Below are 24,888 nucleotides of genomic sequence, written 5' to 3'. Positions count from 1 at the left end.
TCTTTGTTTGACCCGAATTTTCGCGCTGCGAATGGGAGAGAGCGATGCGCAAGATGGTTTGCAGGATGGCAGGCGGATTGGTGCTGGCGGTCTCACCCTTGGCGGCGGGCTGCGTGACGGCGGCGGCGGAGCCGGGCGGAGCGGCGGTGCAGGCCGAACTCGCACCGCTGGAGGCAGCGGACTGGGCATTGGTGTGGTCCGATGAATTTAACGGTACGCAGCTCGACCGGAGCAAGTGGCTGCCCGAACAATCGTGCTGGGGCGGCGGCAATGACGAACGCCAATGCTACACCGACCGGCCCGAAAATATTGCGGTGGAAAATGGCTATCTGCTGCTGAAGGCCCGCGCAGAGACCTTTACCGGCCCGGCGCGCCCGCCCGAAATTGCTGGTGATACCAACCCGCAGATCACAAAAGAATACACATCGGGCAAAGTCCGCACCCGCGGATTGCATGCTTGGAAATATGGCCGGATCGAAGTGCGCGCCAAAGTGCCGCCGGGGCAGGGCATGTGGCCTGCGGTGTGGATGATGCCGGCGGATGATGATTACGGACGTTGGCCGCTATCGGGCGAGATCGACATTCTCGAAGCGGTGAATATCGGCGCGGATTGCGACACTTGCGAAGGCAATGTCGGTGAAAACCGCACGGTCAGCGCGCTGCATTTCGGCGATCTGCCGCCTGACAATCGACTAGTCGATAACAAGACTGCACTGCCCGATCTTGCGCTGCCGTCGGATGATTTTCACGTCTATGCGGTTGAATGGGGCGAAGGCCTGATCCGCTTTCTGGTCGATGACCGAGTGCATTTCACCGTGACCCGCGATCAATGGGATACCGGCTCTCCGATTGCCAGCGGCAACCCCAATGCGCCGTTCGACCGGCCGTTTTATGTGATGGCCAACCTTGCCGTGGGCGGGCGCTGGCCTGAACGCGACAATGAAAAGGGGCTTGCCCCCGGCAGCATTCCCGCCCAATTCGCTCTGGATTGGATCCGCGTGTATCAATGCGCCAGCGACCCTGAAACGGGCCGTGCGTGCATGGATGGCCGGAATTGACAGATTAACAAAGGCAGAGTGGGTTTGGCGAGGGGCCGAAAGTCCGTTACAATTCGGGAAGTCGCAGAAGACGCCGGCGTGTCGCTGCAAACGGTGAGCCGTGTCATCAACGATGGGCCCAATGTGCGCCCACAGATGCGCGACAAGGTGCAGGCGTCCATAGACCGGCTTGGCTATGTCCCGTCGCTGGCCGCGCAGCGGATGAGCGGGTCGCGATCCTACATCATTCTGGCGATCAACGACCGCGAAAGGACGCTGGCCGACTGGCGCGAGCGGCAGGGGACCGACTGGGTCGATCAGATGCTGCTGGGCGGTATTCTGACTTGTTCGCGGCACGGATACCGGATGCTGGTGGAACTGGTCGATACGCATATCGACCATGTTGAGCGTGAACTGGGCGCGACGATTTCGGCATTGCAGCCCGACGGCGTGATCCTGACCCCGCCGCATTCGGAAAACCGGCTGATCACGCAATTGCTCGAAGAGCGCGGCATACCCTTTGCCCGGATCGGGTCAAAGCAAGAGGGCGCCGGTATCCCGCTGACCATGGGCGATGAAGACGCCGCCTATGACGCAGCGAACCGGCTGATCGAGCTTGGCCACCGCAAGATCGGCATCATCGCCGGGCCGCGGCAATACAGCCTGAGCGGATGGCGCGTCGATGGTTGGCGGCGCGCGCTGGAAGAACACGGGTTGAGCAGCGATGGGCTGAACGAACGCGGCGATTTCAGTTACGAATCGGGAACTCAGGCGGCGCGCGCCCTGCTCGACCGGAACCCCGACCTCACCGCCTTGATCGGCAGCAACGATCAGATGACGCTCGCCGCGCTCGAAGTCGCGCGCGACCGGGGCCTGCATGTCCCGCGCGATCTGTCGATCATCTCGTTCGACAACACCCCGATTGTGCGCTTTTCCCAGCCGCCGCTGTCCGCCATCGACCAACCGATTGCCCAGACCGTTTCGCTGGCGGTGGAACGATTGATCACGCTGAAAGGCCAGCCGCATGATGGCGGCGTGATTGAAGTGAAAGCCGGTCTGATCGAGCGTGCCTCGATTGGTCCGGCACCGACAGACGATTGAACGCGCACCGGGTTGTGAGCGAGCGTGCAGGTGAGCGGCAACCGATCTGGTTCCTGATCCTGTTTGCCTTGGCGGCGGGCGGCGGTTCGGTCGCCTATGTCCCGCTGCTAACCGTGCTGCTCCCGCTCAAGATCACGGTTCTCACGGGGGCAGAGGACGTGCCCGCATTGGCGCAGGTCACTTTTTTTGGCGCGGTTGTGGCCAGCCTTGCCAACATTGCCTTCGGGATATTGAGCGATCTCACCGGCCGACGTCCGCTTTGGATTGCTGCAGGGTTGGTCACGTCCAGCGTACTGCTGATTGCGATTGGTCAGGCGACTCGGCTGAGCGAGGTGATCGTGCTGGTCATGGCGTGGCAATTGGGGCTCAATATGATGCTCAGCCCGCTGCTTGCCTGGGCGGGCGATTGTTTCCCCGACAGTCAGAAAGGCGTGCTGGGCGGAGCGTTGGCGTTCGCCCCGGCAATGGGAGCGCTGTCTGGATCGCTGGTGACGTTTGAAAGTGTGGTTGATCCGCAGCACCGTTTGGCGCTGGTCGCGGGTTTGGTGAGCGCGATGGTGCTGCCGGTGCTGATCGCAGGGCGCGGCAGGGCCCGGCCCGACTTGATGCGCGGGCCGGATCATTCTGCAACCGAATTTTCCAATCCGGAAACCAGGCAGGCGCAGCGGGCGCTCGCGGGCATGTGGATGGCCCGGTTTCTGGTGCAGATTGCAGAGGCCGGGCTGTTTGCCTTTCTGCTGTTCTGGCTGCGGTCGCTGTCGGACGGGTTTCACGAAAACACTGCCGCCAACATTTTCAGCGCGGTGTTGGTGCTGTCGGTGCCGCTGGCGCTGATGGTGGGGCGCTGGTCGGACCGCAGACGGCGTCCAATGCTGCCTCTGTCGCTGTGCGCGGGGCTGGCGGCTGCGGGGCTGATGGTGATGGCGGCGGCAAGCGGGCTGGAACTGGCGATTGCTGGCTATGTGCTGTTCGGGATTTCGGCCTCCATTTTCCTGTCGCTGCACACCGGACAGACCTTGCGCGTGCTGCCAAAGCCGGAGCGCCGGGGCCGCGACATGGGGTTGTTCAACCTCACCAACACCGTACCGTCGCTGGTGATGCCTTGGCTGACGCTGACTTTGGTGCCCGGTTTCGGCTTTACCGGGCTGTTCGCGCTGTTTGCAGGGCTTTCGGTGCTCGCTGCGATCGTGTTGGCGGGCATATCTGTGCGGCGATAGTGCCTTCTAGCTTGCAAAGACGCGGGCAATTTGTAGTATCTTGATAACGTTCTCATTCGAGATGTGAGGAACGATGGGGTCTTGGGAGGGACTTTTGAAAATGCGCAGGAATGCACGGCTGTTTTGTGCCGGAGCCGCTATTATCGCTGCCTTGTCGGGGTGCAGCCAGGCCGAGCTTGCCAGCGCCAGCAGCACACCCGTTGCCGCGCCGCAGATTGCCGAAACTGCGACCGACAGCGAAGCACAGATCGCGGACCTGCTTTCGCGCATGAGCGTGGAGCGCAAGGTCGCGCAGTTGATTATGCCGGATATCGGCTCCATCACTCCGCAAGACGTCGCGCAATATCGTTTCGGTACCGTGCTCAATGGCGGCAATTCCGGCCCTAATGGTGATGATTTTGCGCCCGCAGAGCAATGGCTGGCGCTGGCCGATGCCTATTGGGATGCCTCGGTCCAACCTTTGCCAGGCGATGAACCCGCAATCCCGGTGCTATGGGGCACCGATGCGGTTCACGGCCATGCCAATGTGATCGGAGCGACCGTGTTTCCGCACAATATCGCGCTGGGCGCGGCGGGCGATCCTGACCTGATCCGGCTGATCGGCGCTGCCACTGCGACCGAAATCGAAGTGACCGGCATCGAATGGACCTTTGCGCCCACGGTCGCGGTCGCGCGCGATGATCGCTGGGGCCGGACTTATGAAAGCTATTCGGAAAACCCCGAACTGGTCGCCCGTCTGGGTGCGGCGATGATCGAAGGGTTGCAGGGCCGTCCTGGTGATCCCGATTATTTGCGCACTGGCCGGGTTGCGGCGACTGCCAAGCATTTCTTTGGCGATGGCGGGACCGAACAGGGTGTCGATCAGGGCGATGTGAACGGCGATCTGCAAGAATTGATGGCGATCCACGCCGCGCCTTACCCCGCCGCCATCGACGCCGGGGTGGCCAGCGTTATGGCCAGCTTCAATTCGATCAATGGCCGCAAAATGCACGGCAACGAACCGCTGCTGAACGGCGAACTGCGCGGCAATCTGGGCTTTGGCGGGCTGGTGGTTGGCGACTGGAACGGCCACGGGCAGGTCGCAGGCTGCACCAATGCTGATTGCCCGCAGGCGCTGCTCGCCGGGCTCGACGTCTATATGGTGCCGGAGGATTGGAAAGCGCTTTACGAATCGCTGCTGGCACAGGTGCAGGATGGCACGGTGCCGATGGCGCGTCTGGACGAAGCGGTAACGCGGGTGCTGCGACTGAAACAGCAATTGGGCATGTTTGACGGCGAAACCCGCCCTTCAGAGCGTCCCAATGCGGGCCGCTGGGACAAGCTCGGCTTTGCCCCGCACCGCGCCGTTGCGCGCGAAGCGGTGGCGCGCTCGCTGGTTCTGCTCAAGAATGACGGCGTGCTGCCGATCCGCGACAATGCCCGCATCCTTGTCGCCGGTAGCGCCGCCGACAATATCCCGCAGCAGGCGGGTGGATGGTCGATCACCTGGCAGGGCGGGGGTGATCTGACTGCAGAGCATTTCCCCGGTGCAACCTCGATCCTCGGCGGGATCCGCGAAGTTGCGGCAGGATCAAATGTCGAAGTGACGTTTTCAGCCGAAGGGGCGGGCGTCCCGCAAACTCCGGTCGATCTTGCCATCGTTGTGTTTGGCGAACAGCCCTACGCCGAATTTGTCGGCGACAGCAAAGACATGGTGTTCCGCGATGAAGAGGGACTGCAACTGCTGCGCCAATACCGCGAACAGGGGATCAAGACGGTTGCGGTGTTCCTGTCGGGGCGTCCGCTGTGGATGAACCGCGAGATCAATGCCGCCGATGCCTTTGTCGCTGCCTGGCTTCCGGGCAGCGAAGGCGCGGGCGTGGCCGATGTGTTGTTTGGTGAGCGGGCTCCAAGTGGCCGCCTGTCGTTCAGCTGGCCCGCGACCTGCGAAGGCAATCCCGTAAACAGCAATGAAGGCGCGCTGTTTCCTTTTGGTTTTGGTCGCAGCTTTGGCGACACCAGCCCGCTGGCGGTGCTGGATGAGACTTGCGATGCGCTCTCTATTGACGGCGGCGATGCGTGGTTCACCTCTGGCCGGTTGGGCGCGCTGATTCAGGCTGTTGCCGACAACGCTGTGCTGCCCGATCTGCGCGGCGCGGGCAATGGCATCACCGCCGCTGGGCTTGATCGCAAGGCGCAGGAGGATGCGCGCACGATCAGCTTTGCGCCGGGGGCCAGCCTCACGCTGTCCGGTCCGGCGAACGAGGCGGGCTGGCGGATCGCCTATTCTGTCAATGCGCGGCCCGGTGCCCCGGTTACGGTGACGGCGGGCGGTGCGCCGCTCGACATAACGCAGGGGCTGTCGGTGGCAGAGGGCAAGGGGTGGCGCGAAATGGTGCTAACCCCGGCGTGCCTTGGCGCGGGCGGGGACCGACTGACCTTCGCGTCGACTGGCGCCTTCACCATCCAGATCAGTGAAATCACGCGCGAAACTGGCGCGGAGAATGCCGAGTGCTCGTTCTAGGGGGAAAACCTCCACGCGGGCATCAAGAACATAACAAACGGGGAGAGAAGCGGTGATATTGGAAACAATCGATATTGTGATCATCGCGGGCTATGCGCTCGCGCTGCTCGGCATTGCGCTGTATGTCAGCCGCGAACCGGCGGGGCACGCCAAGAACACCGAGGATTATTTCCTCGCCGGGCGCGCGCTGCCATGGTGGGCCATCGGGGCATCCTTGATCGCCTCCAATATCTCCGCCGAACAGATTATTGGCCAATCGGGTCAGGGGTTCGCGGTCGGCGTCGCGATTGCCGCCTATGAATGGCAGGCGGCAATTGTTCTGATTATCGTGGCCAAATATTTCCTGCCGATCTTCCTGAAGCGGCAAATCTACACGATGCCTCAATTCCTCGATCAGCGTTACGGATCGGGCGTCAAGAATTTGATGAGCGTGTTCTGGGTCGCGCTGTACACGGCGGTCAATCTGACCACGGTGCTGTGGCTGGGCGGGTTGGCGGTGCAATCGCTGACCGGGTGGAGCGTCATGACCTGCATGTTCGCGCTGGCCAGTTTTGCCGCGCTTTATTCGCTTTACGGCGGGCTGAAAGCGGTTGCGCTGACCGATATTATTCAGGTCGTGATCCTGATTTTGGGCGGTCTGGCAATCACGTGGTTTGCGCTGGATGCGCTGCCCGCCGATGGGGCGATTGCCGGATTTGGCTATCTGCTGCAGGAAATGCCGGGCCATTTCGAGATGATCCTCGAACCGGAACATCCCGCCTATTCGGATCTGCCGGGCATCTGGACGCTGCTGGGCGGGCTGTGGGTGCTGCATTTCAGCTATTGGGGTTTCAACCAATATATCATTCAACGTGCGCTTGGCGCGGAAAACCTGGGCGAGGCGCAAAAGGGGTTGGCCTTTGCTGCTTTCCTCAAGATTCTCGTCCCGTTCATCGTGGTGGTGCCGGGGATTGCGGCGGTCATTCTGGCGCAGCAAGGCATTCTCAATGGCGATGCGCTGGCAGAGAAATCGGACCGCACTTACGGTGAGTTGATGGCGTTTGCCCCGGCGGGTCTGCGCGGATTGGTGTTTGCCGCGCTGATCGCGGCGGTGGTGTCATCGCTTGCGTCGATGATGAATTCGATCTCGACGATATTCACCATGGACCTTTATCGCACCGCGCGGCCCGACCGGACAGAGGCGCATTACGTGACCGTCGGGCGCGTGTCGGCGTTTGTCGCCATGGGGCTGGCGCTGGTGCTGGCGCGGCCTTTCATCGGGGGCTTTGAAAGCGGGTTTCAGACCGTGCAGGAATACACCGGCTTTATCGCGCCGGGGATCGTGGTGGTGTTCCTGCTGGGCTTCTTTGACAAGCGCGCCAATGCGGCAGGGGCGTTCACCGCGCTGATCGGGTCGCTGGCGGTCAATGTGTTGCTGAAATTCGGGATGCCCGATGTGCCGTTCATCATCCGCATCTGGGGCGTGTTTGTGCTCGCGCTGATCGCGGCAATGGTGGTTTCGCGCATGACCGCCGCCCCAGATGAGGAGCGGACGGTGAAGCTGGGGGACATCGCCTTTGCCACCAACACCTTGTTCAACACGCTCGCGGCGCTGACTGCGGCGACGCTGGTGGGGCTGTACGTCTGGCTGTGGTGACCTGAGTTTGGGAGGGGTTACGGCTCCTCCCGAGTTTGCTGGTCGGGAAGAGAGGATTCGAACCTCCGGCCCCCGCCTCCCGAAGACGGTGCTCTACCAGGCTGAGCTACTTCCCGACTCAATTGCGACAATGCCTGCGCATCATGCGGTAGGGGCGCGCGTATAAGTGTGGATGGGCGGGGTGGCAAGCGGGCATTTGCGGCCTATAGTTTGCCGATGGCCACGCTCGAATCCCCGACGACCCTTCCTATAACTCTGCCCGCTGCGGACCATCCCGAGCAGCAATATCTCGCGCTGATGCGGGACATCTGGGAAAACGGATCGCAGCGCGCCGACCGAACCGGGATCGGCACGCGGTCGATCGCAGGGACGGTGCTGCGCTATGACCTTGGCGGCGGTGCTATGCCCTTGCTGACGACCAAGCGGGTGTATTGGAAAACGGCGACGCGCGAGATGCTGTGGTTCCTCACCGGGGACACCAATATCCGCCCGCTGGTGCTGCAAGGGGTCAACATCTGGAATGAATGGCCGCACGCCGCCTATGTCAGAGAGACGGGCGAGGACATCACGCTCGACGCCTTTATTCACCGGATCGCCGAAGACGAGGCATTCGCGCTGCGCTGGGGCGATCTGGGCCCGGTCTACGGCAAGCAATGGGTGGACTGGCCGACCTACCGTTACCGCGCCGATGGGCTGTATGAACGCGGACCGGGGATCAATCAGGTCGCGCAGGTGGTCGATAGCCTCAAGACCAACCCCGGCAGCCGTCGCCACATCATCGAAGGCTGGAACGTGGCCGAACTGGACCGCATGGCGCTGCCGCCGTGTCACAAGACCTATCAATTCCACGTTGCCGGAAACAAACTCAACTGCCTGCTCTATCAACGCAGCTGTGACGTCGCGCTGGGCCTGCCGTTCAACCTGTGGTCGGCGGCGCTGCTGACCCGGATGATGGCGGACCAGACCGGGCTTGAACCGGGCGAGCTGGTGTGGATGGGCGGCGACGTGCACCTCTATCTGAACCACGCGCATCTGATCGAGGAACAGCTGACCCGCCAGCCGCAGGGCCATCCGGTGCTGGAAATCACCCGCAAGCCGGAAACAATTTTCGATTACCGGATCGAGGATTTTGTGGTGCATGATTACGCGCCAATGCCACCGATCAAGGCTCCCGTTGCGGTTTAATTGCGCAGCACGAGGAACGCTTGACCGCACCGGCGTGTTGAAATAAAAATTCACTCCAAAGCAATGATTGCAAGGCCCCGTTGGGCCGCGCGGTCGTATGGGGAGAGCGTTTTATGGCCAGCCCGGTCCATCCGCCAGATTCTGCTGCGGCAAACAGCGGGGACAATCGCCCGGCGCTGGCGCTGCATGTGCCAGAGCCGCGTTCACGCCCCGGCGATCCAGTCAATTTTGCCGATGTCGCGATCACCCAGGCAGGCGCACAGCCACGCCCCGATGAAGCCGCGCGGCCCGACGAGATAAGGGACCTCGCCTATGATCTGATCCGGGTGCTGGGCGATGACAATCAGGCGCATGGACCGTGGGACCCGAAACTGGACCCCGATACTTTGCGCACCATGCTCGGCCATATGGCGATGGTGCGCGCATTTGACGAACGCATGTTCCGCGGTCAGCGTCAGGGCAAGACCAGTTTCTACATGAAGTGCACCGGCGAAGAGGCGACCAGCGTTGCCGCTTCGATGGCGCTGGCCAGCGACGACATGGTGTTCCCGTCCTACCGCCAGCAGGGCATATTGATCGCGCGCGGATACCCGCTGCTCGAAATGATCAACCAGATCTATTCGAACAAGGGTGATAAACTCAAAGGCCGGCAGCTGCCGATCATGTATTCGAGCCGCGAGCACAGTTTTTTCAGCATCTCCGGCAACCTCGCCACGCAGACCCCGCAAGCGGTGGGCTGGGCGATGGCGAGCGCGATCAAGGGCGACAGCCGGATTGCCGCGACATGGGTGGGCGAAGGCTCCACCGCAGAGGGCGATTTCCACAGCGCCTGCACCTTTGCGGCGGTGTATAATGCACCGATTATCCTCAATGTTATCAACAACCAATGGGCAATCAGCAGTTTTTCGGGGTTCGCCGGATCGGAACGCACCACTTTTGCCGCTCGCGCGCTGGGTTATGGGATCGCCGGGCTGCGGGTTGACGGCAACGATGCGCTGGCGTGTTTTGCCGCGCAGCAATGGGCGGCGAACCGCGCACGCGCCAATCACGGGCCGACGCTGATCGAATATTTCACCTACCGGGCAGAGGGGCATTCGACCTCGGACGATCCATCGGGCTATCGCAGCGCGCAGGAACGCGAGGAATGGCCGTTGGGCGATCCGGTGATGCGGCTGAAAAACCACCTGATTGCGATTGGTGAGTGGGACGAGGACCGGCAGGCGGCGATGGATCAGGCCTGCGCCGAAGAGGTCAAGGCGACCACCAAGGAAGCCGAGAAGAACGGAATCCTTGGCCACGGTCTGCACCATCCGTTCCACACCATGTTCGAAGACGTGTTCGAGGAACTGCCCTGGCATCTGGAAGAACAGGCCGCGCAGGCCACGCGCGAACGGATCGCCAAATTCGGCACCGAAAGGCCTTACGGATGAGCGCCCCATCGACCACCGACGCGAAAACCGACGCGCCCATTGAAGCGACCGCAGAACGCCGGATCAACATGATCGAGGCAATCAACGAAGCGCTCGACATCATGCTGACCCGCGACCCTGATGTGATCGTGATGGGCGAGGATGTCGGCTATTTCGGCGGCGTGTTCCGCTGCACCGCTGGCTTGCAGGAGAAACACGGCAAGACCCGCGTGTTCGATACGCCGATTTCGGAATGCGGGATCATCGGCGTGGCGGTGGGCATGGGTGCCTATGGCCTGCGCCCGGTGCCCGAGATTCAGTTTGCCGATTATATCTATCCCGGCCTCGATCAGTTGATTTCTGAAGCCGCGCGGCTGCGTTATCGTTCGGCCACCGAATATATCGCGCCGATGACGGTGCGATCCCCCTTTGGCGGGGGGATTTTTGGCGGGCAGACCCATTCGCAGTCGCCGGAGAGCATTTTTACCCACGTCTCGGGGTTGAAAACGGTGATCCCGGCGACCCCCTATGATGCAAAAGGGCTGCTGATTTCCTGCATCGAAGACAATGATCCGGTGATATTTTTCGAACCCAAACGCATTTATAACGGCCCCTTCACCGGCTTTTACGACAAGCCGGTCGAACCCTGGAAAAAACACCCCGACAGCGTGGTGCCCGAAGGCTATTACAAGGTGCCGCTGGGCAAGGCGCGGCATGTTTCGGCGGGCGAGGAACTGACCGTGATCGCTTACGGCACGATGGTGCATGTCGCAGAGGCGGTGTGCCGCGCCAAAGGCGTGGATGCCGATATTCTCGACCTGCGCACACTGGTGCCGCTTGATATTGGGGCGATCGAGGCTTCGGTAAAGAAAACCGGGCGCTGTCTGATCGTCCATGAGGCGACCCGAACCAGCGGCTTTGGCGCGGAATTGTCGGCGCTGGTGACGGAGAGGTGTTTTTACCATCTGGAGGCACCGGTTGAGCGCGTCACCGGGTTTGACACGCCCTATCCGCACAGTCTCGAATGGGCTTATTTCCCCGGTCCGATCCGTATCGGAGAGGCGATTGACAAGATTCTGGCGGAGTAGGGCGGCGGCAGCGAAATCACTTTCCTACTTGGCCCCGGTCGTGTCAGCTCGGATCCAAGGAAAAAGACCGAAGGCGCGAAAATGTGTTGGAGAAGTGTCAAGCTGGCTTTTGAACGGAATATTGTTTTATTTTAGAAGGTTGGGCAGAAAAATGCAGGTTGACACTGTGTCAAATGTGTCAACCGGATCTGGCCCCGATTGCGGCGCGGACACGCACCAGAGGATGATCTGAAACCATGGCAAATTTCACTTTCAACATGCCCGATGTGGGCGAAGGCGTGGCCGAGGCGGAAATCGTCGAATGGCAGGTCAAGGTCGGTGACCGCGTCGAAGAGGACCAGCACCTTGTCGATGTGATGACCGACAAGGCGACGATCGACATCGAAAGCCCGGTCAGCGGCAAAGTGATCGCGGTCGCGGGCGAGGCAGGCGATACGATCGCGGTCGGTTCGATGTTGGTGGTGGTCGAAGTGGACGGCGAAGTGCCGGATGAGGTGCCAGATGAGGTAGAAGGGGAAAAGTCCCTTCCCTTGGGGGAAGGGGTTGGGGATGGGGGTGCCACGGTAAAGGTGGAAAAAGCCCCGGCAGCACCGCTCACCCGCTCGAACCCGGGATCCCCCGCATCCTCGGAAGCCCACCCCCCGGCCCCCTCCCAAACGGGAGGGGGAGAGAAAGTTCTCGCATCCCCCGCCGTGCGTCAACGCGCACGCGATCTGGGGATTGATCTGGCCGAGGTGAAGCCCGCAGACGATGGCCGGGTGCGCCACGGCGATCTCGATCAATTCCTCGCCTATAATTCGGGCGGCGGGTTTGCGCCCGCTGGCAAAGCCCGCGCGGATGAAGCGATCAAGGTCATCGGCCTGCGCAAGCGGATTGCGCAGAACATGGCCGCGGCCAAGCGCCACATCCCGCATTTCACCTATGTCGAGGAATGCGACGTTACCGCGCTGGAGGCGCTGCGCGCGGACCTCAACAGCGCGCGCGGGTCCAGACCGAAACTGACCATGCTCCCGCTGCTGATCACGGCGTTCTGCAAGGTCATTCCAGCCTATCCGATGATCAACGCGCGATATGATGACGAAGCGAACGTCGTCACCCGTCACGGCGCAGTGCATCTGGGCATGGCGACGCAGACCGATGGCGGTTTGATGGTGCCGGTGATCCGCGATGCGCAGGCGCGCAATCTGTGGCAGCTTGCCAGTGAGATCGGACGGCTTGCCAATGCCGCGCGCGATGGCTCGGCGAAATCGGATGAGCTTTCGGGATCGACGCTGACGGTGACCTCGCTTGGTCCGCTGGGCGGGGTGGCGACGACCCCGGTCATCAATCGGCCCGAGGTTGCGATCATCGGGCCCAACCGCATAATCGAGCGCCCGATGTTCGTTTCCGACGGTATGGGCGGGGAGCGAATCGAGAAACGCAAATTGATGAATATCTCGATCAGCTGCGATCACCGCGTGGTCGATGGCTATGACGCAGCAAGTTATATTCAGGAGGTCAAACGGCTGATCGAAACGCCGGCTTTGCTGCTGGCGGATTGAGGTCCAAAAAAATGCGCCATGGGCGGTGTTGCGGGCGTTGACAGCCCCGATGCACTGGCCTAGTGGCGCTGCTTCCCAAGAGGCGCTGCCGCCGTAATGCGCGGGTGTAGCTCAGTTGGTTAGAGTATCGGCCTGTCACGCCGAGGGTCGCGGGTTCAAGTCCCGTCACTCGCGCCACTTGGGAACCAATTCGGATTGATCGGGATATCAGCGAGCGGATCAGCCTTGGCCTGATTTGTCCCCTGAACCGGTCGGAACGGACCACCGGCCCGTCTCCATCCAGATCAGAAACCGTTTGAGCGGCAACAGCCAGAACAGGCCAAGCACCAGATACACCGCCGCCTGCGCGAGGCCCGGCCACCCGCCAATAATTTCCGGTGCATACCGGGCAATGACAACGCCATAAACCATCAAGGCCATGAACAGACCAATGATGCCAAACGGAATTCGCCAGGTCGGGGTGTCGCGCAAGGTTCGGTTCCTCAATTCAGACCGTAGATTCGAGTGGGAGTAACAACCGCATCCAGCGGCGCGTCATGTGGCTCTACCGGGAGCGCTTCTACCAGTTGCACGTCCCATGCCAGCCCAATCGCCATGCGCCCCGGATGTTCCGCCAGCCAGCGATCATAATGCCCGCCGCCCTGACCCAGCCGCGCAAGGTCGGCGGTAAATCCGACCAGCGGGACAAACAGAACATCGGGTGTTAGCACGGCTGCATCGGCGGATGGCTGCACCATCCCGAACGGCCCTGCGGAAAGGTCGCTGCCCCCATGCGGGTCGCTATATTGACGGAATTGCATGGCGGTGCCGATTGCGGCGAAGTGGGGCAGGGCGATGGTATGACCGGCCTCGTGGAAGAACCGGGCATAGTTGTCCGCCGGGGCCTCGGCTCCGACTGCATGATACAGGCCGATGACCGCACCGGGCGCGATATTGGCGAGGATTGGGGCTGGCGGACGATGGAACACCAGACCCTTTACCGCTTCGGCCAGATCCGCCACATGCTCAACCCGAGCGGCGCGCAGGGATTTGCGAAGTTGGGATTTGGTGCAAGGGGCGGTCATCACAGCGAAGTAAGCATCACGGCCCGAGCCCGCAAGCGCCAGAACCCGGGCCCCGGATGGGGTGCGCAGAAAAGCATCGGCCCAAAGGGCCGCAAGGGCGACCGCCCGCCCGCAGCGACGCGCCCGCAGGGCGTGAGAGCGAGGACACCGCGCCCCGGATGGGGTGCACAGAAAAAGGGCATCGGCCCAAAGGGCCGCAAGGGTGACCGCCCGCCCGCAGCGCCAAAGGCGCGAGGATACCGCGCCCCGGATGGGGTGCACAGAAAAAGGAGTGACGGAACCACTATGGGTCGGTGCCGGGAAATCCTCTGACGCCGAAGAGTCAGGTGGGCGCCGTTTACCCGAATCCCAGGGGTCCGTTCCCGAAAGAACGCATTGGCCCGTGAACCCAGGAAGGGACAGCTCCCGAGGATTGCTTATAGCCCCAGGGATTTTCGATGGCTCGTGCCGAGCAGTCCCGCCGCCAATGGACTTAGTGCGCCGCTGACCCCTGTGCAAGCCATGCCCGCTAAAGCCAGCGATTATTGCGCCTCGATCCCGCTCGCTGCGGCTTCGACCCGGACGGCCAGCGCTTCGAGCTTTTCTGCAAGCGCCAGTGACAGAGCGGCATCTTCGGCTGGGCCGCCGAACAGATCGTGTTGATGGCGCGCGCGGTCCTGCAATTCGGCTACCTCGGCCTTGAGCGCTGCATTGTCCTTGCGCGCGCGCTCCTCCGCCTTGCGCAGGGTTTCGATTTCGGCGAGCAGTTCGGCCTTCTTGCCGCCAGCTTTTTCGAGGTGTTCATCGGTCTGGCTGATCGCCTTGCGCAGGGCGTTGGCGGCATCGTCTTTGGCGTGTTGCAATTCCTGTCGCGCTTCGGTCAATTCGGCGCGAGCCTGGTTCGCAGCGGTGCGCGCTTCGGCCAGTTCGTCGGCCATGAACAGCGCGGCAAACACCACATTCTGCGCCTCCAGCGGGGCGCGGGCATCGCCAAGCCGGGCGTAATGTTCATCGATCAGCGCACCGAGCCGGGACACCTGCTCTTCCTCTCCCGGACCGCAGGCGATGGAATAATTCATCGGCCCGACCTTGATTCTGACCTTGCTCATGGTGCGGCGCTCACCCTTTGAGTTCCTCTATCAGGGCATCGAGTTCGCCAATCGTATCAGCCACTTCTTCACGCAATTTCTCATGCGCATTGACCAACGCCATGACCCGGGCGGAGCCGGGGCCTTCTGCGCTGACTGTTTCGGAATTGGCTGGTTCCGGCTTTGCTGCAAGATTTTGCAAACGTGCGGCGTCGATCCGCGCCAAAGCGGCGTTGATGCGTGCCATCGCCTGATCGATGCGAACTACGCTCATTGTGACAGGGGAAATACCAAATTGGCACCGTTTCGCAAAGCCTTGGATGGACCTGTTGATAAGTGCTCTCGTCTAACGGCAAATGACGCTGCGCAATCGAACCGAGCGGTCCAAGTGTTGACCTCGCGGGGGCGGCTCGGCAAGGGCATTGCGCACCCTTTTCCAAGGGATCGAATCGAGCGCGGAATCCGCGCAGACCGCGCCGCCCGGCGTGTCCCAACAGGAGCCTTTGCGCGCCATGAGCATCAATGCTGACCGTCTCCAACCGATGGCCAACGCCATTCGCGCCCTGTCGATGGACGCTGTGCAAGCTGCCAATTCGGGGCATCCCGGAATGCCAATGGGGATGGCTGACGTCGCCGCCGTGTTGTTTTCGCGGCATGTGAAGTTTGATCCCGCGCGCCCCGATTGGGCCGACCGCGACCGCTTCGTCCTGTCCGCCGGGCACGGCTCGATGCTTATGTATTCACTGCTGCATCTCACCGGCTATGCGCGTCCGACGATGGATGACATCCGCAATTTCCGCAAGCTTGGCAGCCCCTGCGCTGGTCACCCGGAAAACTTCCTGCTCGAAGGGGTGGAATGCACCACCGGCCCGCTGGGTCAGGGGCTGGCGATGGCTGTCGGCATGGCGATGGCGGAACGGCACCTGAATGCAGTGTTTGGCGATGATCTGGTCGATCACCGCACCTGGGTAATCGCCGGGGACGGCTGCCTGATGGAGGGGATCAATCACGAGGCCATCGGGCTGGCCGGGCACCTGCATCTGGGCCGGATGATGGTGCTGTGGGATGACAACAACATCACGATCGACGGCAGCGCCGATTTGTCGACCAGCGAAGATGTGAAGGCGCGTTATGAAGCGACCGGGTGGCATGTCGTCAGCTGTGATGGCCATGATTTTGATGACATTGACCGCGCTATTGAAATGGCCAAAGCGGATCCGCGCCCCTCGCTGATCGCGTGCAAGACTGTGATCGGAAAGGGCGCGCCCAATAAACAAGGCACCAGCGCAACCCACGGCGCGCCGCTGGGCGCAGACGAGATCGCCGCCGCGCGTGAGGTATTGGGCTGGAACGCTGCACCTTTCGAAGTGCCTGCAGAGGTGCTGATCGACTGGCGCGCCACCGGCGAAGCGGGTGCGGCGGCGCATGGCGCGTGGGCGCAGCGGCTTTCCACATCGCCAAAACGCGCCGCTTTTGAGGCGCAGATGGGTGATATCGCAGACCATGTCGCGCAGGCCATCGAAGGGCATATCCGCGGACTCGCCGCAGCGCCGCAGAATGTCGCGACCCGCAAATCATCGGAAATGGCACTAGGCCCGCTGACCGAGGCTTTGCCGCAGATGATTGGCGGATCGGCTGATTTGACCGGGTCGAACAACACCAAGACGCCTTCGACACTGCCGATGAGCGCGGATGATTATTCGGGCCGCTATGTCTATTACGGCATTCGCGAATTTGGCATGGCCGCGGCGATGAACGGCATGGCGTTGCATGGCGGGGTGGTGCCCTATGGCGGGACGTTCCTGATTTTCAGCGATTATTGCCGCAATGCTATCCGGCTGTCGGCGCTGCAAAAAACCCGGGCGATTTACGTCCTTACGCATGACAGCATCGGGCTGGGCGAAGACGGGCCGACGCATCAGCCGATTGAGCATGTGATGAGCCTGCGCCTGATCCCCAATCTCAACACCTTCCGCCCCTGCGACGCGATTGAAACGGCGGAATGCTGGGCGCTGGCGCTGGCCGCGGCTGAAACGCCATCGGTGCTGGCGCTGACGCGGCAGAACCTCCCGCAATTGCGCGGTGAAGGCGATGAGGCATGGACCGGGGCGAGCAACCGCTGTGCGAAGGGCGGATACCGCCTGCGCGCCGCCAGCAACGCGCGTAAGGTGGTTATTGCGGCCAGCGGCAGCGAGGTTGCGCTGGCAATGGAATGCGCCGAGCGGCTTGAAGAAAGCGGCGTGGGCGCGGATGTGGTTTCGATGGTGTGCACCGAATTGTTCGATGCGCAATCCGGCGCTTACAAAGCTGATGTTCTGCCTGACGACACGCTGATCGTTTCGATTGAAGCGGGCAGCACGCTGGGGTGGGAACGCTACACCGGAAGAAGCGGGCTCAACATCGGCATCGACACATTCGGCGCGTCCGCTCCGGCGAGCGACTTGTTCGCGCATTTCGGTTTAACAGCGGACGCTATTGTCCCGAAAATTCATGATAAATTGAAAAACTAGGTAGGACTTACCCTCATGGCTATCAAAGTTGCAATCAACGGCTTCGGCCGCATCGGCCGTCTTGTTGCGCGGGCTATTCTGGAACGCAGCGATCACGATCTCGAACTGGTTTCGATCAACGATCTCGCCGATACAAAGTCGAACGCGCTGCTGTTTCAATACGATTCGACCCATGGCCGCTTTCCCGGCACAGTCGAAGTCGAAGGCAATGCGATCATCGTCAATGGTAAGTCGATTGCGGTCACGTCGGAGCGCGATCCGGGCAACCTCCCACATGCGGCGCAGGGCGTCGATATCGTGCTGGAGTGCACCGGTTTCTTTCAAAGCCACGGCGCTGCCGCACCGCACCTCACTGCAGGGGCAAAGCGGGTGCTGATCTCGGCACCGGCAAAGGATGTCTCGGCGACCATCGTCTACGGTGTAAACCATGATGTGCTGCGCGCCGAGGACGTGATTGTTTCCAACGCCAGTTGCACCACCAATTGCCTCGCGCCGGTGGCCAAGGTGCTGAATGACACGGTGGGGATTGAGCGCGGGTTCATGACCACGATCCATTCCTACACCAACGATCAACGGATGCTGGACCAGATCCACAGCGACTTGCGGCGCGCACGCGGCGGGGCGCAGAGCATGATCCCGACCACCACCGGCGCCGCGCGCGCGGTCGGCCTGGTGCTGCCCGAACTGGCGGGCAAGCTGGACGGGTCGAGCGTGCGGGTGCCGACGCCCAATGTGTCGCTGATCGATCTGGTATTCCAGCCGGGCCGCGACACCAGTGCCGATGAACTCAACGCCCTGCTCAAAGCCGCCGCCGAGGGTGCGATGAAGGGCGTGCTCGATTACACCGATCAACCGCTGGTCAGCAGCGATTTCAACCATCAACCGGCCAGTTCGACGATCGACAGCCTCGAAACTGCGGTCATGGAGGGCAAGCTGGCGCGGGTGGTCAGCTGGTATGACAATGAATGGGGCTTTTCCAACCGGATGATCGACACCGCTGGAGTGATGGCGAAATTCCTTTAAGGGACCTTGCAAAATGGCCGCCTTCAAAACTCTCGATGATCTGCCTGCTGACCTGACCGGCCAGGTGGCGCTGGTCCGGGTCGATCTCAATCTCCCGATGAAGGATGGCTCCGCCACCGACGTCTTGCGGGTCGAAGCGGTCAGGCCAACCATTCTGGAACTCGCGGGCAAGGGCGCAAAAGTGCTGTTGCTCGCGCATTTCGGACGGCCAAAGGGCATGCGGTCCAGTGTGCTTTCGACCAGCATGGTGGTCGGCGATGTCGAAGCGGTGCTGGGCAAGGAAATCATGTTCATCCCCGAAATCGCCGGGCCAGTGGTTGAACAATCCATCGGTATCCTGCGCAGCGGCGACATCGGCCTGCTCGACAACACTCGGTTCTGGCCGGGCGAGGAAGCCAACGACCCGAACCTGGCTCAGGCGATTGCCGCGCATGGCGACATCTACGTCAATGACGCCTTCAGCGCGGCGCACCGCGCGCATGCGACCACCGAAGGGATCACCCATTTCCTGCCGTCCTATGCGGGCCGCGCGATGGAAGCGGAATTGAAAGCGCTCGACGTCGCGCTCGGCAATCCTCAGGCGCCGGTTGCCGCAGTTGTCGGCGGGGCCAAGGTTTCGACCAAGCTGGCGGTGCTCGAAAATTTGGTGGGCCGGGTCCAGCATCTGATTATCGGCGGCGGCATGGCCAACACCTTCCTCGCTGCGCGCGGGGTGGGCGTGGGCAAAAGCCTGTGCGAACACGATCTGACCGGCACCGCTTCGAAGATTTTGGACACCGCCGATCACGCGGGCTGCACCGTCCACCTGCCCTATGACGTGGTCGTCGCGCGCGAATTTGCCGCCAACCCGGCATCCTTGCGGAGTTGCAACGTCCACGAAGTCGCTGAGGACGAGATGATCCTCGACATTGGTCCGCAAGCAACCGAAGCGCTGGCCGATGTGCTCAAGACGTGCCGAACGCTGGTGTGGAACGGCCCGCTGGGTGCGTTCGAGACTGAGCCGTTCGACACGGCCACGATGGCACTCGCCCGCCACGTTGCCGCGCTGACGCAGGAAGGCTCGCTCATCAGCGTCGCGGGCGGAGGTGATACCGTCGCCGCATTGGCGCAGGCGGGCGTGACCGACGAGGTAAGCTATCTGTCCACCGCTGGCGGCGCTTTTCTTGAATGGATGGAAGGCAAACAGCTTCCCGGCGTTGCAGCGCTGCGGGCGTAAATGGCAGCGCTTGAACCCCTCTTTGAAGTGTTAGAGACGCGCGTTCTGCGGGCTTGGATGGACCGCGACCTGCGCGAATTCAAATCGCTGGTCGCGGCAAATTGCCTGTTCATGTTCGGCACCACGCCGCCTGCGCTGCTAGACCGGGCAAGCATGATCGAAGGGCTTCGGGGCAGGCTGGCGCTCGGCGGGTTTCGCTTTCACGAAATGACCGCGCGGCAATATGACAAATCGGTGTGGTTTTCCGGCCATGTAGAGTTGGAACTTAAAGTCGATGGACAGGATTGGAGCGGGGCTTTCCTGTTCACCGATCTATGGCGCAAGGGCGCGGTGCAGCGCAAATGGAAGCTCGCCGAACGGAGCATTGCGCCGCTGAGGGGTGACGGCGAAATGTCCCACGCGATCCGCGCTCTGCAATTGTGGCGTTGACGGGACCGGGCAGAGAGAATGACAGAACCGACAACTCAATATGGTTACGGCAATGCGGTGGAAAACCGCGCGGGTGAATTTGCTGGCTGGCACCATTGGAATCACGACCCTTATGAAACCCGATCCGGCCCGTTTTTCATGCGGCGCGAGGATGACGGCAGCTATCTCAGCGCCTTTCGCGCGGAGCAACGCCATATGAACGGGGCGGGCTTCATGCATGGCGGGTGCCTGATGACCTTTGCCGATTTCGCGCTGTTTGCCATCGCCACCGATGAACTCGACGGCGGCAATGCGGTGACGATGAACCTGTCGGGCGATTTCCTTGGCGCGGCAGGGCCGGGCGCGCTGATCGAGGCGCGCGGAGAGGTGACGCGCGGCGGCGGCAAGACGATATTTGTGCGCGGTCTGATCACCGCCGATGGCAAACCGGCACTAAGCTTTACGGGGATTATCCGGCGGATTGCAAAGCTGTGATTTGCGCCCCGGTTGATCGGGCCTTACACGCTGGCTAAAGCGCGGCTCATATCGTTCCCTCACGAATAATGGAAAGGCGCAATTCCGCCATGAATCATGATCAGATGACCGCCCGGATTGCCAGCGGCCAGGGCTTTATCGCCGCGCTCGACCAATCGGGAGGCTCCACGCCAAAGGCTTTGCGCGGATACGGAGTCGATGACGGCGAGTGGTCAGGCGACGATCAGATGTTCGCCGCCATTCATGCCATGCGATCCCGCGTCATCACCTCGCCCTGTTTCGGCAGCGGCAAGGTGATCGGCGCCATCCTGTTCGAACGGACGATGGATAGCGAAGTTGATGGCCAGCCTACCGCAGATGCGCTGAAAGCGCGCGGGATCGTGCCGTTTATTAAGGTCGATCAGGGGCTTGAGGACGAATCCGATGGTGTCCAGTTGATGCAACCGATGGACAAATTGCCCGCGCTGCTCGAAAAAGCGGTGGCGAACGGCATGTTCGGCACGAAAATGCGATCGGTCATCAAATCCGCCAATCCAGACGGAATTGCTGCGGTTGTGGCACAGCAATTCGAGATCGGATCGCAGATCGCCGATGCCGGACTGATGCCGATGCTCGAACCTGAATATGACATCACTTCCGGCGACCGCGCAGAGGGTGAGGATATTCTGCTGGCTGCGCTTCAAAAGGGCCTCGATAGCGTGCCCGAAGGGCGTCAGGTCATGCTCAAGCTGTCGATCCCCGCGCGTCCCGGCCATTACACCAGCTTGACCGCGCATCCCAAGGTGCTGCGCGTGGTGGCGCTTTCGGGCGGGTTTTCAACCGACGATGCTTGCGCGCAGCTCGCCAAGAACCCAGGAATGATTGCCAGTTTCAGCCGCGGCCTTCTACAAGACTTGCGCAAGGGTCAGTCCGACACAGAATTTGATCAGGTGCTGGGCAAGGCAATCGAACAGATCGCCGCAGCGAGTTGTTCCGGATAATCAGGGCCTGATAATCAGGGGCGCGGCAGCTCTGCTCGCTGGGACCGCCGGTCCCTTGGCGGGGCGGGGATAAATTCGATATCCAAAGCGTATTCGGTCAATTGCAGCGCGCCGCGATCACGCGGACGAGTGCCCGGATCGTGCAGGATCAAATAGCCGCCATCCACCTCGACCGGACGGCCCAGAAACAGCACCACCTCATACGGATATTCCCGGTCGTGCATCACCACCGAAACGCGCATGTCTTCGGGGCGGTAGCAGAACCGGGCATCGGCACAGCGTTGATCGCGCACGATTCCAAACGGGGTCAGTTCGATGCTGCCGACCGTTACGCGTTCGAAAAACGCAATGTCGTATGTCAGGCCAGCCACATACAGCTCGGTATCGGATTGAGCATTGGCTGTGATCGGGGCACCCAACGCGGCCAGCGCCAAGGATGCAGTTGCAATCATGGGTAAACGCTTTGGCCGGATCATGGCGGGCTCTCCTTAACATTTCATATACCATGATCCGAAAGGCGTAGCGCGGCGCGAATCCCGGCTGTGCCAAGCCAGAACAGTTCGCCCGATTGGCATAAGCCGCTAACGCCGTTATGGGACGCGCCATGAACGAAATAGCGACCCAGCTTTACCTCATTTCCCCACCCGATGTGGGCGGCGATTTTCCGCAGCGGCTCGAACGCGCGCTTGTCGCTGGCAAAGGGTTGGTGACCGCGTTTCAGTTTAGGGTGAAGGGGCTGGATCAGCATGAGGCGGCCGCCCTTGCAGAGCCATTGCAGGCAATCTGTGCGGCGCATGACGTGGCCTTTATCGTCAATGACAGTGTGGCGCTGGCCAAGCGTTTGGGCGCGGACGGTGTGCATCTGGGGCAGGGCGACGGCGACCCCCGCGAAGCGCGCGCCGAACTGGGGCCAGATGCGCAGATCGGGGTGACTTGCCACGCATCGCGGCACCTGGCGATGGATGCAGGTGAGGCTGGTGCGGATTATGTCGCGTTCGGCGCGTTCTTTGATTCCTCCACGAAGGATAAGGGCGATGCCGAGCGGCCGGAGCCTGAACTTATCAAATTCTGGGCCAATTTGTTCGAAATCCCCTGCGTTGCCATCGGCGGCATCACCCCTCAGAATTGTGGGCCTTTGGTGGCGGCGGGAGCGGATTTCCTCGCGGTGTCGGGCGCGGTTTGGAACAGCGATGAAGCGGCTGCGATCAAGGCTTTTAGCGATGCGATGCAGCGCGGGGCTGCTGTTGCTGACCGCGATTGATCTGTTCGCGCCAGCCCTATCCCGATCCCAGCCTTGTGCAGAGCAGATCGCTGTCTTCGCCGTTCGCGTTCAGCTTGCGCAATTGGTTCTCGCTCACTTGACGAAAGCGCTCTCCCTTGCGCGGGCCGCGGGTAAAGGTCACTTCGTCGCCGCGCAGGATATAGGTGCCCGCGCCGTCTGCGGTTTCATAGCGCGAGGCGGTGAAGATGCGGAAATCTTGCTCCTCCACCGCCACAAAGGCCGCGCCGCCTGCATCGCCGGGCAGCGCGCATTGATAGGTGCCGTGCGGCAAAGTGCGCAGCATCCCCCCCGATGGGGGCGCAGGTGCGGCGGCATTTTCCTGCTTCCCGATGGCGGGCGCGGTCGCGGCAATCCCGGCGGCAAATGCGGTCAAAATCGCGATGTGAATGGTCTTCATGGGCGGGGTTCCCTCTTCGCTGCGGCCCCTAGCATCGCAGATTGGGGCTGGCCAATGGGTTAACCACAATACGAAGGCGGTAAGGCCCGGCTTTCGGGCAAGCTTGATGTGCCCGGCATCACCCGCTATTGGGCGCGCTCTTATCTGGCCGCGCGGCAGCATTTGCGCGCGCCTCGCTATCAGGAAAGCAAGTATCCATGAAAATCAGCGGCGTTGATATTCGTCCGGGCAATATCCTCGAATACGAAGGCGGCATCTGGAAAGTCGCCAAGATTCAGCACACCCAGCCGGGCAAGGGCGGGGCCTATATGCAGGTCGAGATGAAGAACCTGCAGGATGGCCGCAAGACCAACATCCGTTTCCGCAGCGCTGATACGGTCGAAAAAGTGCGGCTTGATACGCAGGAATATCAATTCCTCTACGAAGACGGTGAGATGCTCGTGTTCATGGATCAGGACACTTATGAACAGATCACGCTGCCATCCGACCTGCTCGGCGATGCGCGCGCGTTCCTGCAGGACGGTATGCAAGTGAAGCTGGAACTGTGGGAGGAGAAGCCGATCTCGGTCGAATTGCCCGCCCAGATCGAAGCCACCATCGTCGAAGCTGATGCCGTGGTGAAGGGGCAGACTGCCTCCTCCAGCTACAAGCCCGCTGTGCTCGATAACGGGGTGCGCATCATGGTCCCCCCGCATATCGGCACCGGCACGCGAATCGTGGTGGACGTTTACGAGCAATCCTATGTCGGGAAGGCTGGCTAAACCCAATGTCGATGTTTTCAGGCCTGATCCGCGTGATGGAGCGCGCCGCGCGCAAGGCGGGCGGGCGGTTGCGGCGCGACTTTGGCGAGGTTGAACATCTTCAGGTGAGCCGCAAAGGCCCTGCGGATTTTGTCTCCAAGGCCGATATGCGGTCAGAGCGGACACTTTACGATGAACTGACTATGGCGCGGCCCGGTTGGGGCTTTGTGCTCGAAGAAGCCGGGATCATCGAAGGCGATCCCGACAAACCGCGCTGGATCATCGACCCGCTCGACGGGACCAGCAATTTCCTTCACGGAATCCCCCATTTCGCCATCAGCATCGCGGTGCAGGAACCGCGCCCCGATGGCAAGGGCTGGGGCGAAGTCACGGCTGCGGTGATTTATCACCCGGTGAACGATCAGACCTATTGGGCGGAAAAGACGCGCGGCGCGTGGTTGCAAGATGCGCGGCTGCGGGTTTCGGCGCGCTCGCATCTGGCCGATGCCCTGATCGCAACCGGCATTCCCTTTGCCGGACACGGCGACTTTGCCGAATGGAGCCGCATTTTCGGCGCCATCGGCCCAGAGGTCGCAGGTATTCGCCGGCTGGGCGCGGCCTCGCTTGATCTCGCATATGTCGCGCAGGGGCGGTTTGATGGCTTCTGGGAAAGCGGCCTCAGTGACTGGGACACCGCCGCGGGATGTCTGCTGGTGCGCGAAGCGGGCGGCTTTGTCAGCGATTACCGCGGCCGGTCCAATCCAATCCATTCGGAGCAAATTCTTGCCGCGAACCAGGGGCTGCATTCGCGTCTCCACAAAATCCTGGCGGGAAGTTTGCGGTAGAGCGCTTGCGAGATGCGCCGTCTCTCGCTAACAGCGCCGCTCACACCCAGTGCCCCTGTGGTGGAATTGGTAGACGCGTTCGACTCAAAATCGAATTCCTTCGGGAGTGCCCGTTCGATTCGGGCCAGGGGCACCATTCTTTCC

At 61.7% G+C, this 24,888-nt stretch carries 24 protein-coding genes and 3 tRNA genes; 20 read left to right on the top strand and 7 right to left on the bottom strand.

All coding sequences use genetic code 11. The features are described from left to right. Positions 1-44 precede the first annotated feature (44 nt). The 5 genes from ACM64M_RS10775 (at position 45) to ACM64M_RS10755 (ending at position 7,494) form a co-directional block, all read left to right on the top strand. Complete coding sequence (locus ACM64M_RS10775; protein ID WP_416228687.1) at positions 45-1,058, top strand: family 16 glycosylhydrolase; 1,014 nt, start codon at positions 45-47, stop codon at positions 1,056-1,058. Positions 1,059-1,082: 24 nt separating this feature from the next. Next, positions 1,083-2,138: a LacI family DNA-binding transcriptional regulator gene (locus tag ACM64M_RS10770; protein ID WP_416228686.1), complete on the top strand. Its 1,056-nt coding sequence runs from the start codon at positions 1,083-1,085 to the stop codon at positions 2,136-2,138. Between the two features lie 14 nt (positions 2,139-2,152). After that, positions 2,153-3,355: an MFS transporter gene (locus ACM64M_RS10765; protein ID WP_416228685.1), complete on the top strand. Its 1,203-nt coding sequence runs from the start codon at positions 2,153-2,155 to the stop codon at positions 3,353-3,355. A 100-nt stretch (positions 3,356-3,455) separates the two neighbouring features. Next, positions 3,456-5,858 carry a glycoside hydrolase family 3 N-terminal domain-containing protein gene (locus tag ACM64M_RS10760; protein ID WP_416228684.1) on the top strand — a complete coding sequence of 801 codons (2,403 nt, stop codon included), beginning with the start codon at positions 3,456-3,458 and terminating at the stop codon, positions 5,856-5,858. Positions 5,859-5,910: 52 nt separating this feature from the next. Then, on the top strand, positions 5,911-7,494 hold the full coding sequence (locus ACM64M_RS10755) for a sodium:solute symporter family transporter (RefSeq protein WP_416228683.1): 1,584 nt from the start codon (positions 5,911-5,913) through the stop codon (positions 7,492-7,494). Positions 7,495-7,533: 39 nt separating this feature from the next. On the opposite strand, the gene ACM64M_RS10750 is transcribed toward ACM64M_RS10755, so the two are convergent. After that, a tRNA-Pro gene (locus ACM64M_RS10750) sits at positions 7,534-7,610 on the bottom strand. Between the two features lie 100 nt (positions 7,611-7,710). Between ACM64M_RS10750 and thyA the strand changes: the two genes are divergently transcribed. The 5 genes from thyA (at position 7,711) to ACM64M_RS10725 (ending at position 12,894) form a co-directional block, all read left to right on the top strand. Next, the gene (thyA, locus tag ACM64M_RS10745; RefSeq protein WP_416228682.1) at positions 7,711-8,679 is read left to right on the top strand and encodes a thymidylate synthase; all 969 of its coding nucleotides are present in this window, start codon (positions 7,711-7,713) and stop codon (positions 8,677-8,679) included. Positions 8,680-8,792: 113 nt separating this feature from the next. Then, entirely contained in the window at positions 8,793-10,109 is a 1,317-nt protein-coding gene (locus tag ACM64M_RS10740) for a thiamine pyrophosphate-dependent enzyme (RefSeq protein ID WP_416228681.1), read from the top strand. Next, a complete protein-coding gene (locus ACM64M_RS10735; protein WP_416228680.1) occupies positions 10,106-11,176 on the top strand; it encodes an alpha-ketoacid dehydrogenase subunit beta in 1,071 nt (356 codons plus the stop codon). The genes ACM64M_RS10740 and ACM64M_RS10735 overlap by 4 nt, the downstream gene beginning before the upstream one ends. A 236-nt stretch (positions 11,177-11,412) precedes the next feature. Continuing rightward, positions 11,413-12,717, top strand: a complete 1,305-nt coding sequence (locus ACM64M_RS10730; RefSeq protein WP_416228679.1) for a dihydrolipoamide acetyltransferase family protein — start codon at positions 11,413-11,415, stop codon at positions 12,715-12,717. A 100-nt stretch (positions 12,718-12,817) separates the two neighbouring features. Further along, positions 12,818-12,894 (top strand) — tRNA-Asp (locus tag ACM64M_RS10725). Between the two features lie 42 nt (positions 12,895-12,936). Here ACM64M_RS10725 and ACM64M_RS10720 read toward each other — a convergent pair. From ACM64M_RS10720 to ACM64M_RS10705, 4 genes are all read right to left on the bottom strand, one after another. Then, positions 12,937-13,188 carry a DUF2842 domain-containing protein gene (locus ACM64M_RS10720; protein WP_416228678.1) on the bottom strand — a complete coding sequence of 84 codons (252 nt, stop codon included), beginning with the start codon at positions 13,186-13,188 and terminating at the stop codon, positions 12,937-12,939. An 11-nt stretch (positions 13,189-13,199) separates the two neighbouring features. After that, positions 13,200-13,781 carry a 5-formyltetrahydrofolate cyclo-ligase gene (locus tag ACM64M_RS10715; protein WP_416228677.1) on the bottom strand — a complete coding sequence of 194 codons (582 nt, stop codon included), beginning with the start codon at positions 13,779-13,781 and terminating at the stop codon, positions 13,200-13,202. A gap of 521 nt (positions 13,782-14,302) precedes the next feature. Beyond that, positions 14,303-14,869 (bottom strand): cell division protein ZapA, encoded by a 567-nt coding sequence (gene zapA, locus ACM64M_RS10710; RefSeq protein WP_416228676.1) that lies wholly within the window; start codon positions 14,867-14,869, stop codon positions 14,303-14,305. A gap of 10 nt (positions 14,870-14,879) precedes the next feature. Beyond that, positions 14,880-15,122 (bottom strand): hypothetical protein, encoded by a 243-nt coding sequence (locus ACM64M_RS10705; protein ID WP_416228675.1) that lies wholly within the window; start codon positions 15,120-15,122, stop codon positions 14,880-14,882. 238 nt (positions 15,123-15,360) lie between these two features. Here ACM64M_RS10705 and tkt point away from each other — a divergent pair, with 238 nt between their 5' ends. The 6 genes from tkt (at position 15,361) to ACM64M_RS10675 (ending at position 21,480) form a co-directional block, all read left to right on the top strand. After that, positions 15,361-17,358, top strand: a complete 1,998-nt coding sequence (tkt, locus tag ACM64M_RS10700) for a transketolase (protein WP_416228674.1) — start codon at positions 15,361-15,363, stop codon at positions 17,356-17,358. 15 nt (positions 17,359-17,373) lie between these two features. Beyond that, positions 17,374-18,381: a type I glyceraldehyde-3-phosphate dehydrogenase gene (gene gap, locus ACM64M_RS10695; RefSeq protein WP_416228673.1), complete on the top strand. Its 1,008-nt coding sequence runs from the start codon at positions 17,374-17,376 to the stop codon at positions 18,379-18,381. A 13-nt stretch (positions 18,382-18,394) separates the two neighbouring features. Then, complete coding sequence (locus ACM64M_RS10690; protein WP_416228672.1) at positions 18,395-19,597, top strand: phosphoglycerate kinase; 1,203 nt, start codon at positions 18,395-18,397, stop codon at positions 19,595-19,597. After that, complete coding sequence (locus ACM64M_RS10685) at positions 19,598-20,026, top strand: nuclear transport factor 2 family protein (protein ID WP_416228671.1); 429 nt, start codon at positions 19,598-19,600, stop codon at positions 20,024-20,026. A gap of 18 nt (positions 20,027-20,044) precedes the next feature. After that, positions 20,045-20,500, top strand: coding sequence for a PaaI family thioesterase (locus ACM64M_RS10680; protein ID WP_416228670.1), 456 nt, complete (start codon positions 20,045-20,047; stop codon positions 20,498-20,500). Positions 20,501-20,589: 89 nt separating this feature from the next. After that, positions 20,590-21,480, top strand: coding sequence for a fructose bisphosphate aldolase (locus ACM64M_RS10675; protein WP_416228669.1), 891 nt, complete (start codon positions 20,590-20,592; stop codon positions 21,478-21,480). A 14-nt stretch (positions 21,481-21,494) separates the two neighbouring features. Here the strand turns inward: ACM64M_RS10675 and ACM64M_RS10670 are convergent, their stop codons facing one another. Next, a complete protein-coding gene (locus tag ACM64M_RS10670; protein WP_416228668.1) occupies positions 21,495-21,956 on the bottom strand; it encodes a hypothetical protein in 462 nt (153 codons plus the stop codon). A 128-nt stretch (positions 21,957-22,084) separates the two neighbouring features. Here ACM64M_RS10670 and thiE point away from each other — a divergent pair, with 128 nt between their 5' ends. Beyond that, positions 22,085-22,741: a thiamine phosphate synthase gene (thiE, locus tag ACM64M_RS10665; RefSeq protein WP_416228667.1), complete on the top strand. Its 657-nt coding sequence runs from the start codon at positions 22,085-22,087 to the stop codon at positions 22,739-22,741. 16 nt (positions 22,742-22,757) lie between these two features. Here the strand turns inward: thiE and ACM64M_RS10660 are convergent, their stop codons facing one another. Further along, positions 22,758-23,159: an elongation factor P gene (locus ACM64M_RS10660; protein ID WP_416228666.1), complete on the bottom strand. Its 402-nt coding sequence runs from the start codon at positions 23,157-23,159 to the stop codon at positions 22,758-22,760. A 197-nt stretch (positions 23,160-23,356) separates the two neighbouring features. Here ACM64M_RS10660 and efp point away from each other — a divergent pair, with 197 nt between their 5' ends. The 3 genes from efp (at position 23,357) to ACM64M_RS10645 (ending at position 24,880) form a co-directional block, all read left to right on the top strand. Beyond that, entirely contained in the window at positions 23,357-23,920 is a 564-nt protein-coding gene (gene efp / locus ACM64M_RS10655) for an elongation factor P (RefSeq protein ID WP_416228665.1), read from the top strand. A gap of 5 nt (positions 23,921-23,925) precedes the next feature. Further along, entirely contained in the window at positions 23,926-24,744 is an 819-nt protein-coding gene (locus tag ACM64M_RS10650; RefSeq protein WP_416228664.1) for an inositol monophosphatase family protein, read from the top strand. A gap of 51 nt (positions 24,745-24,795) precedes the next feature. After that, positions 24,796-24,880, top strand: a tRNA-Leu gene (locus ACM64M_RS10645). Positions 24,881-24,888 lie beyond the last annotated feature (8 nt).

It is taken from the genome of Qipengyuania sp. ASV99 (genome assembly GCF_047872805.1).
In the GTDB taxonomy this organism is placed as follows: domain Bacteria; phylum Pseudomonadota; class Alphaproteobacteria; order Sphingomonadales; family Sphingomonadaceae; genus Erythrobacter.
Note: the sequence above shows the minus strand (reverse complement) of the source record. Positions and strands in the feature narration are given on the sequence as shown.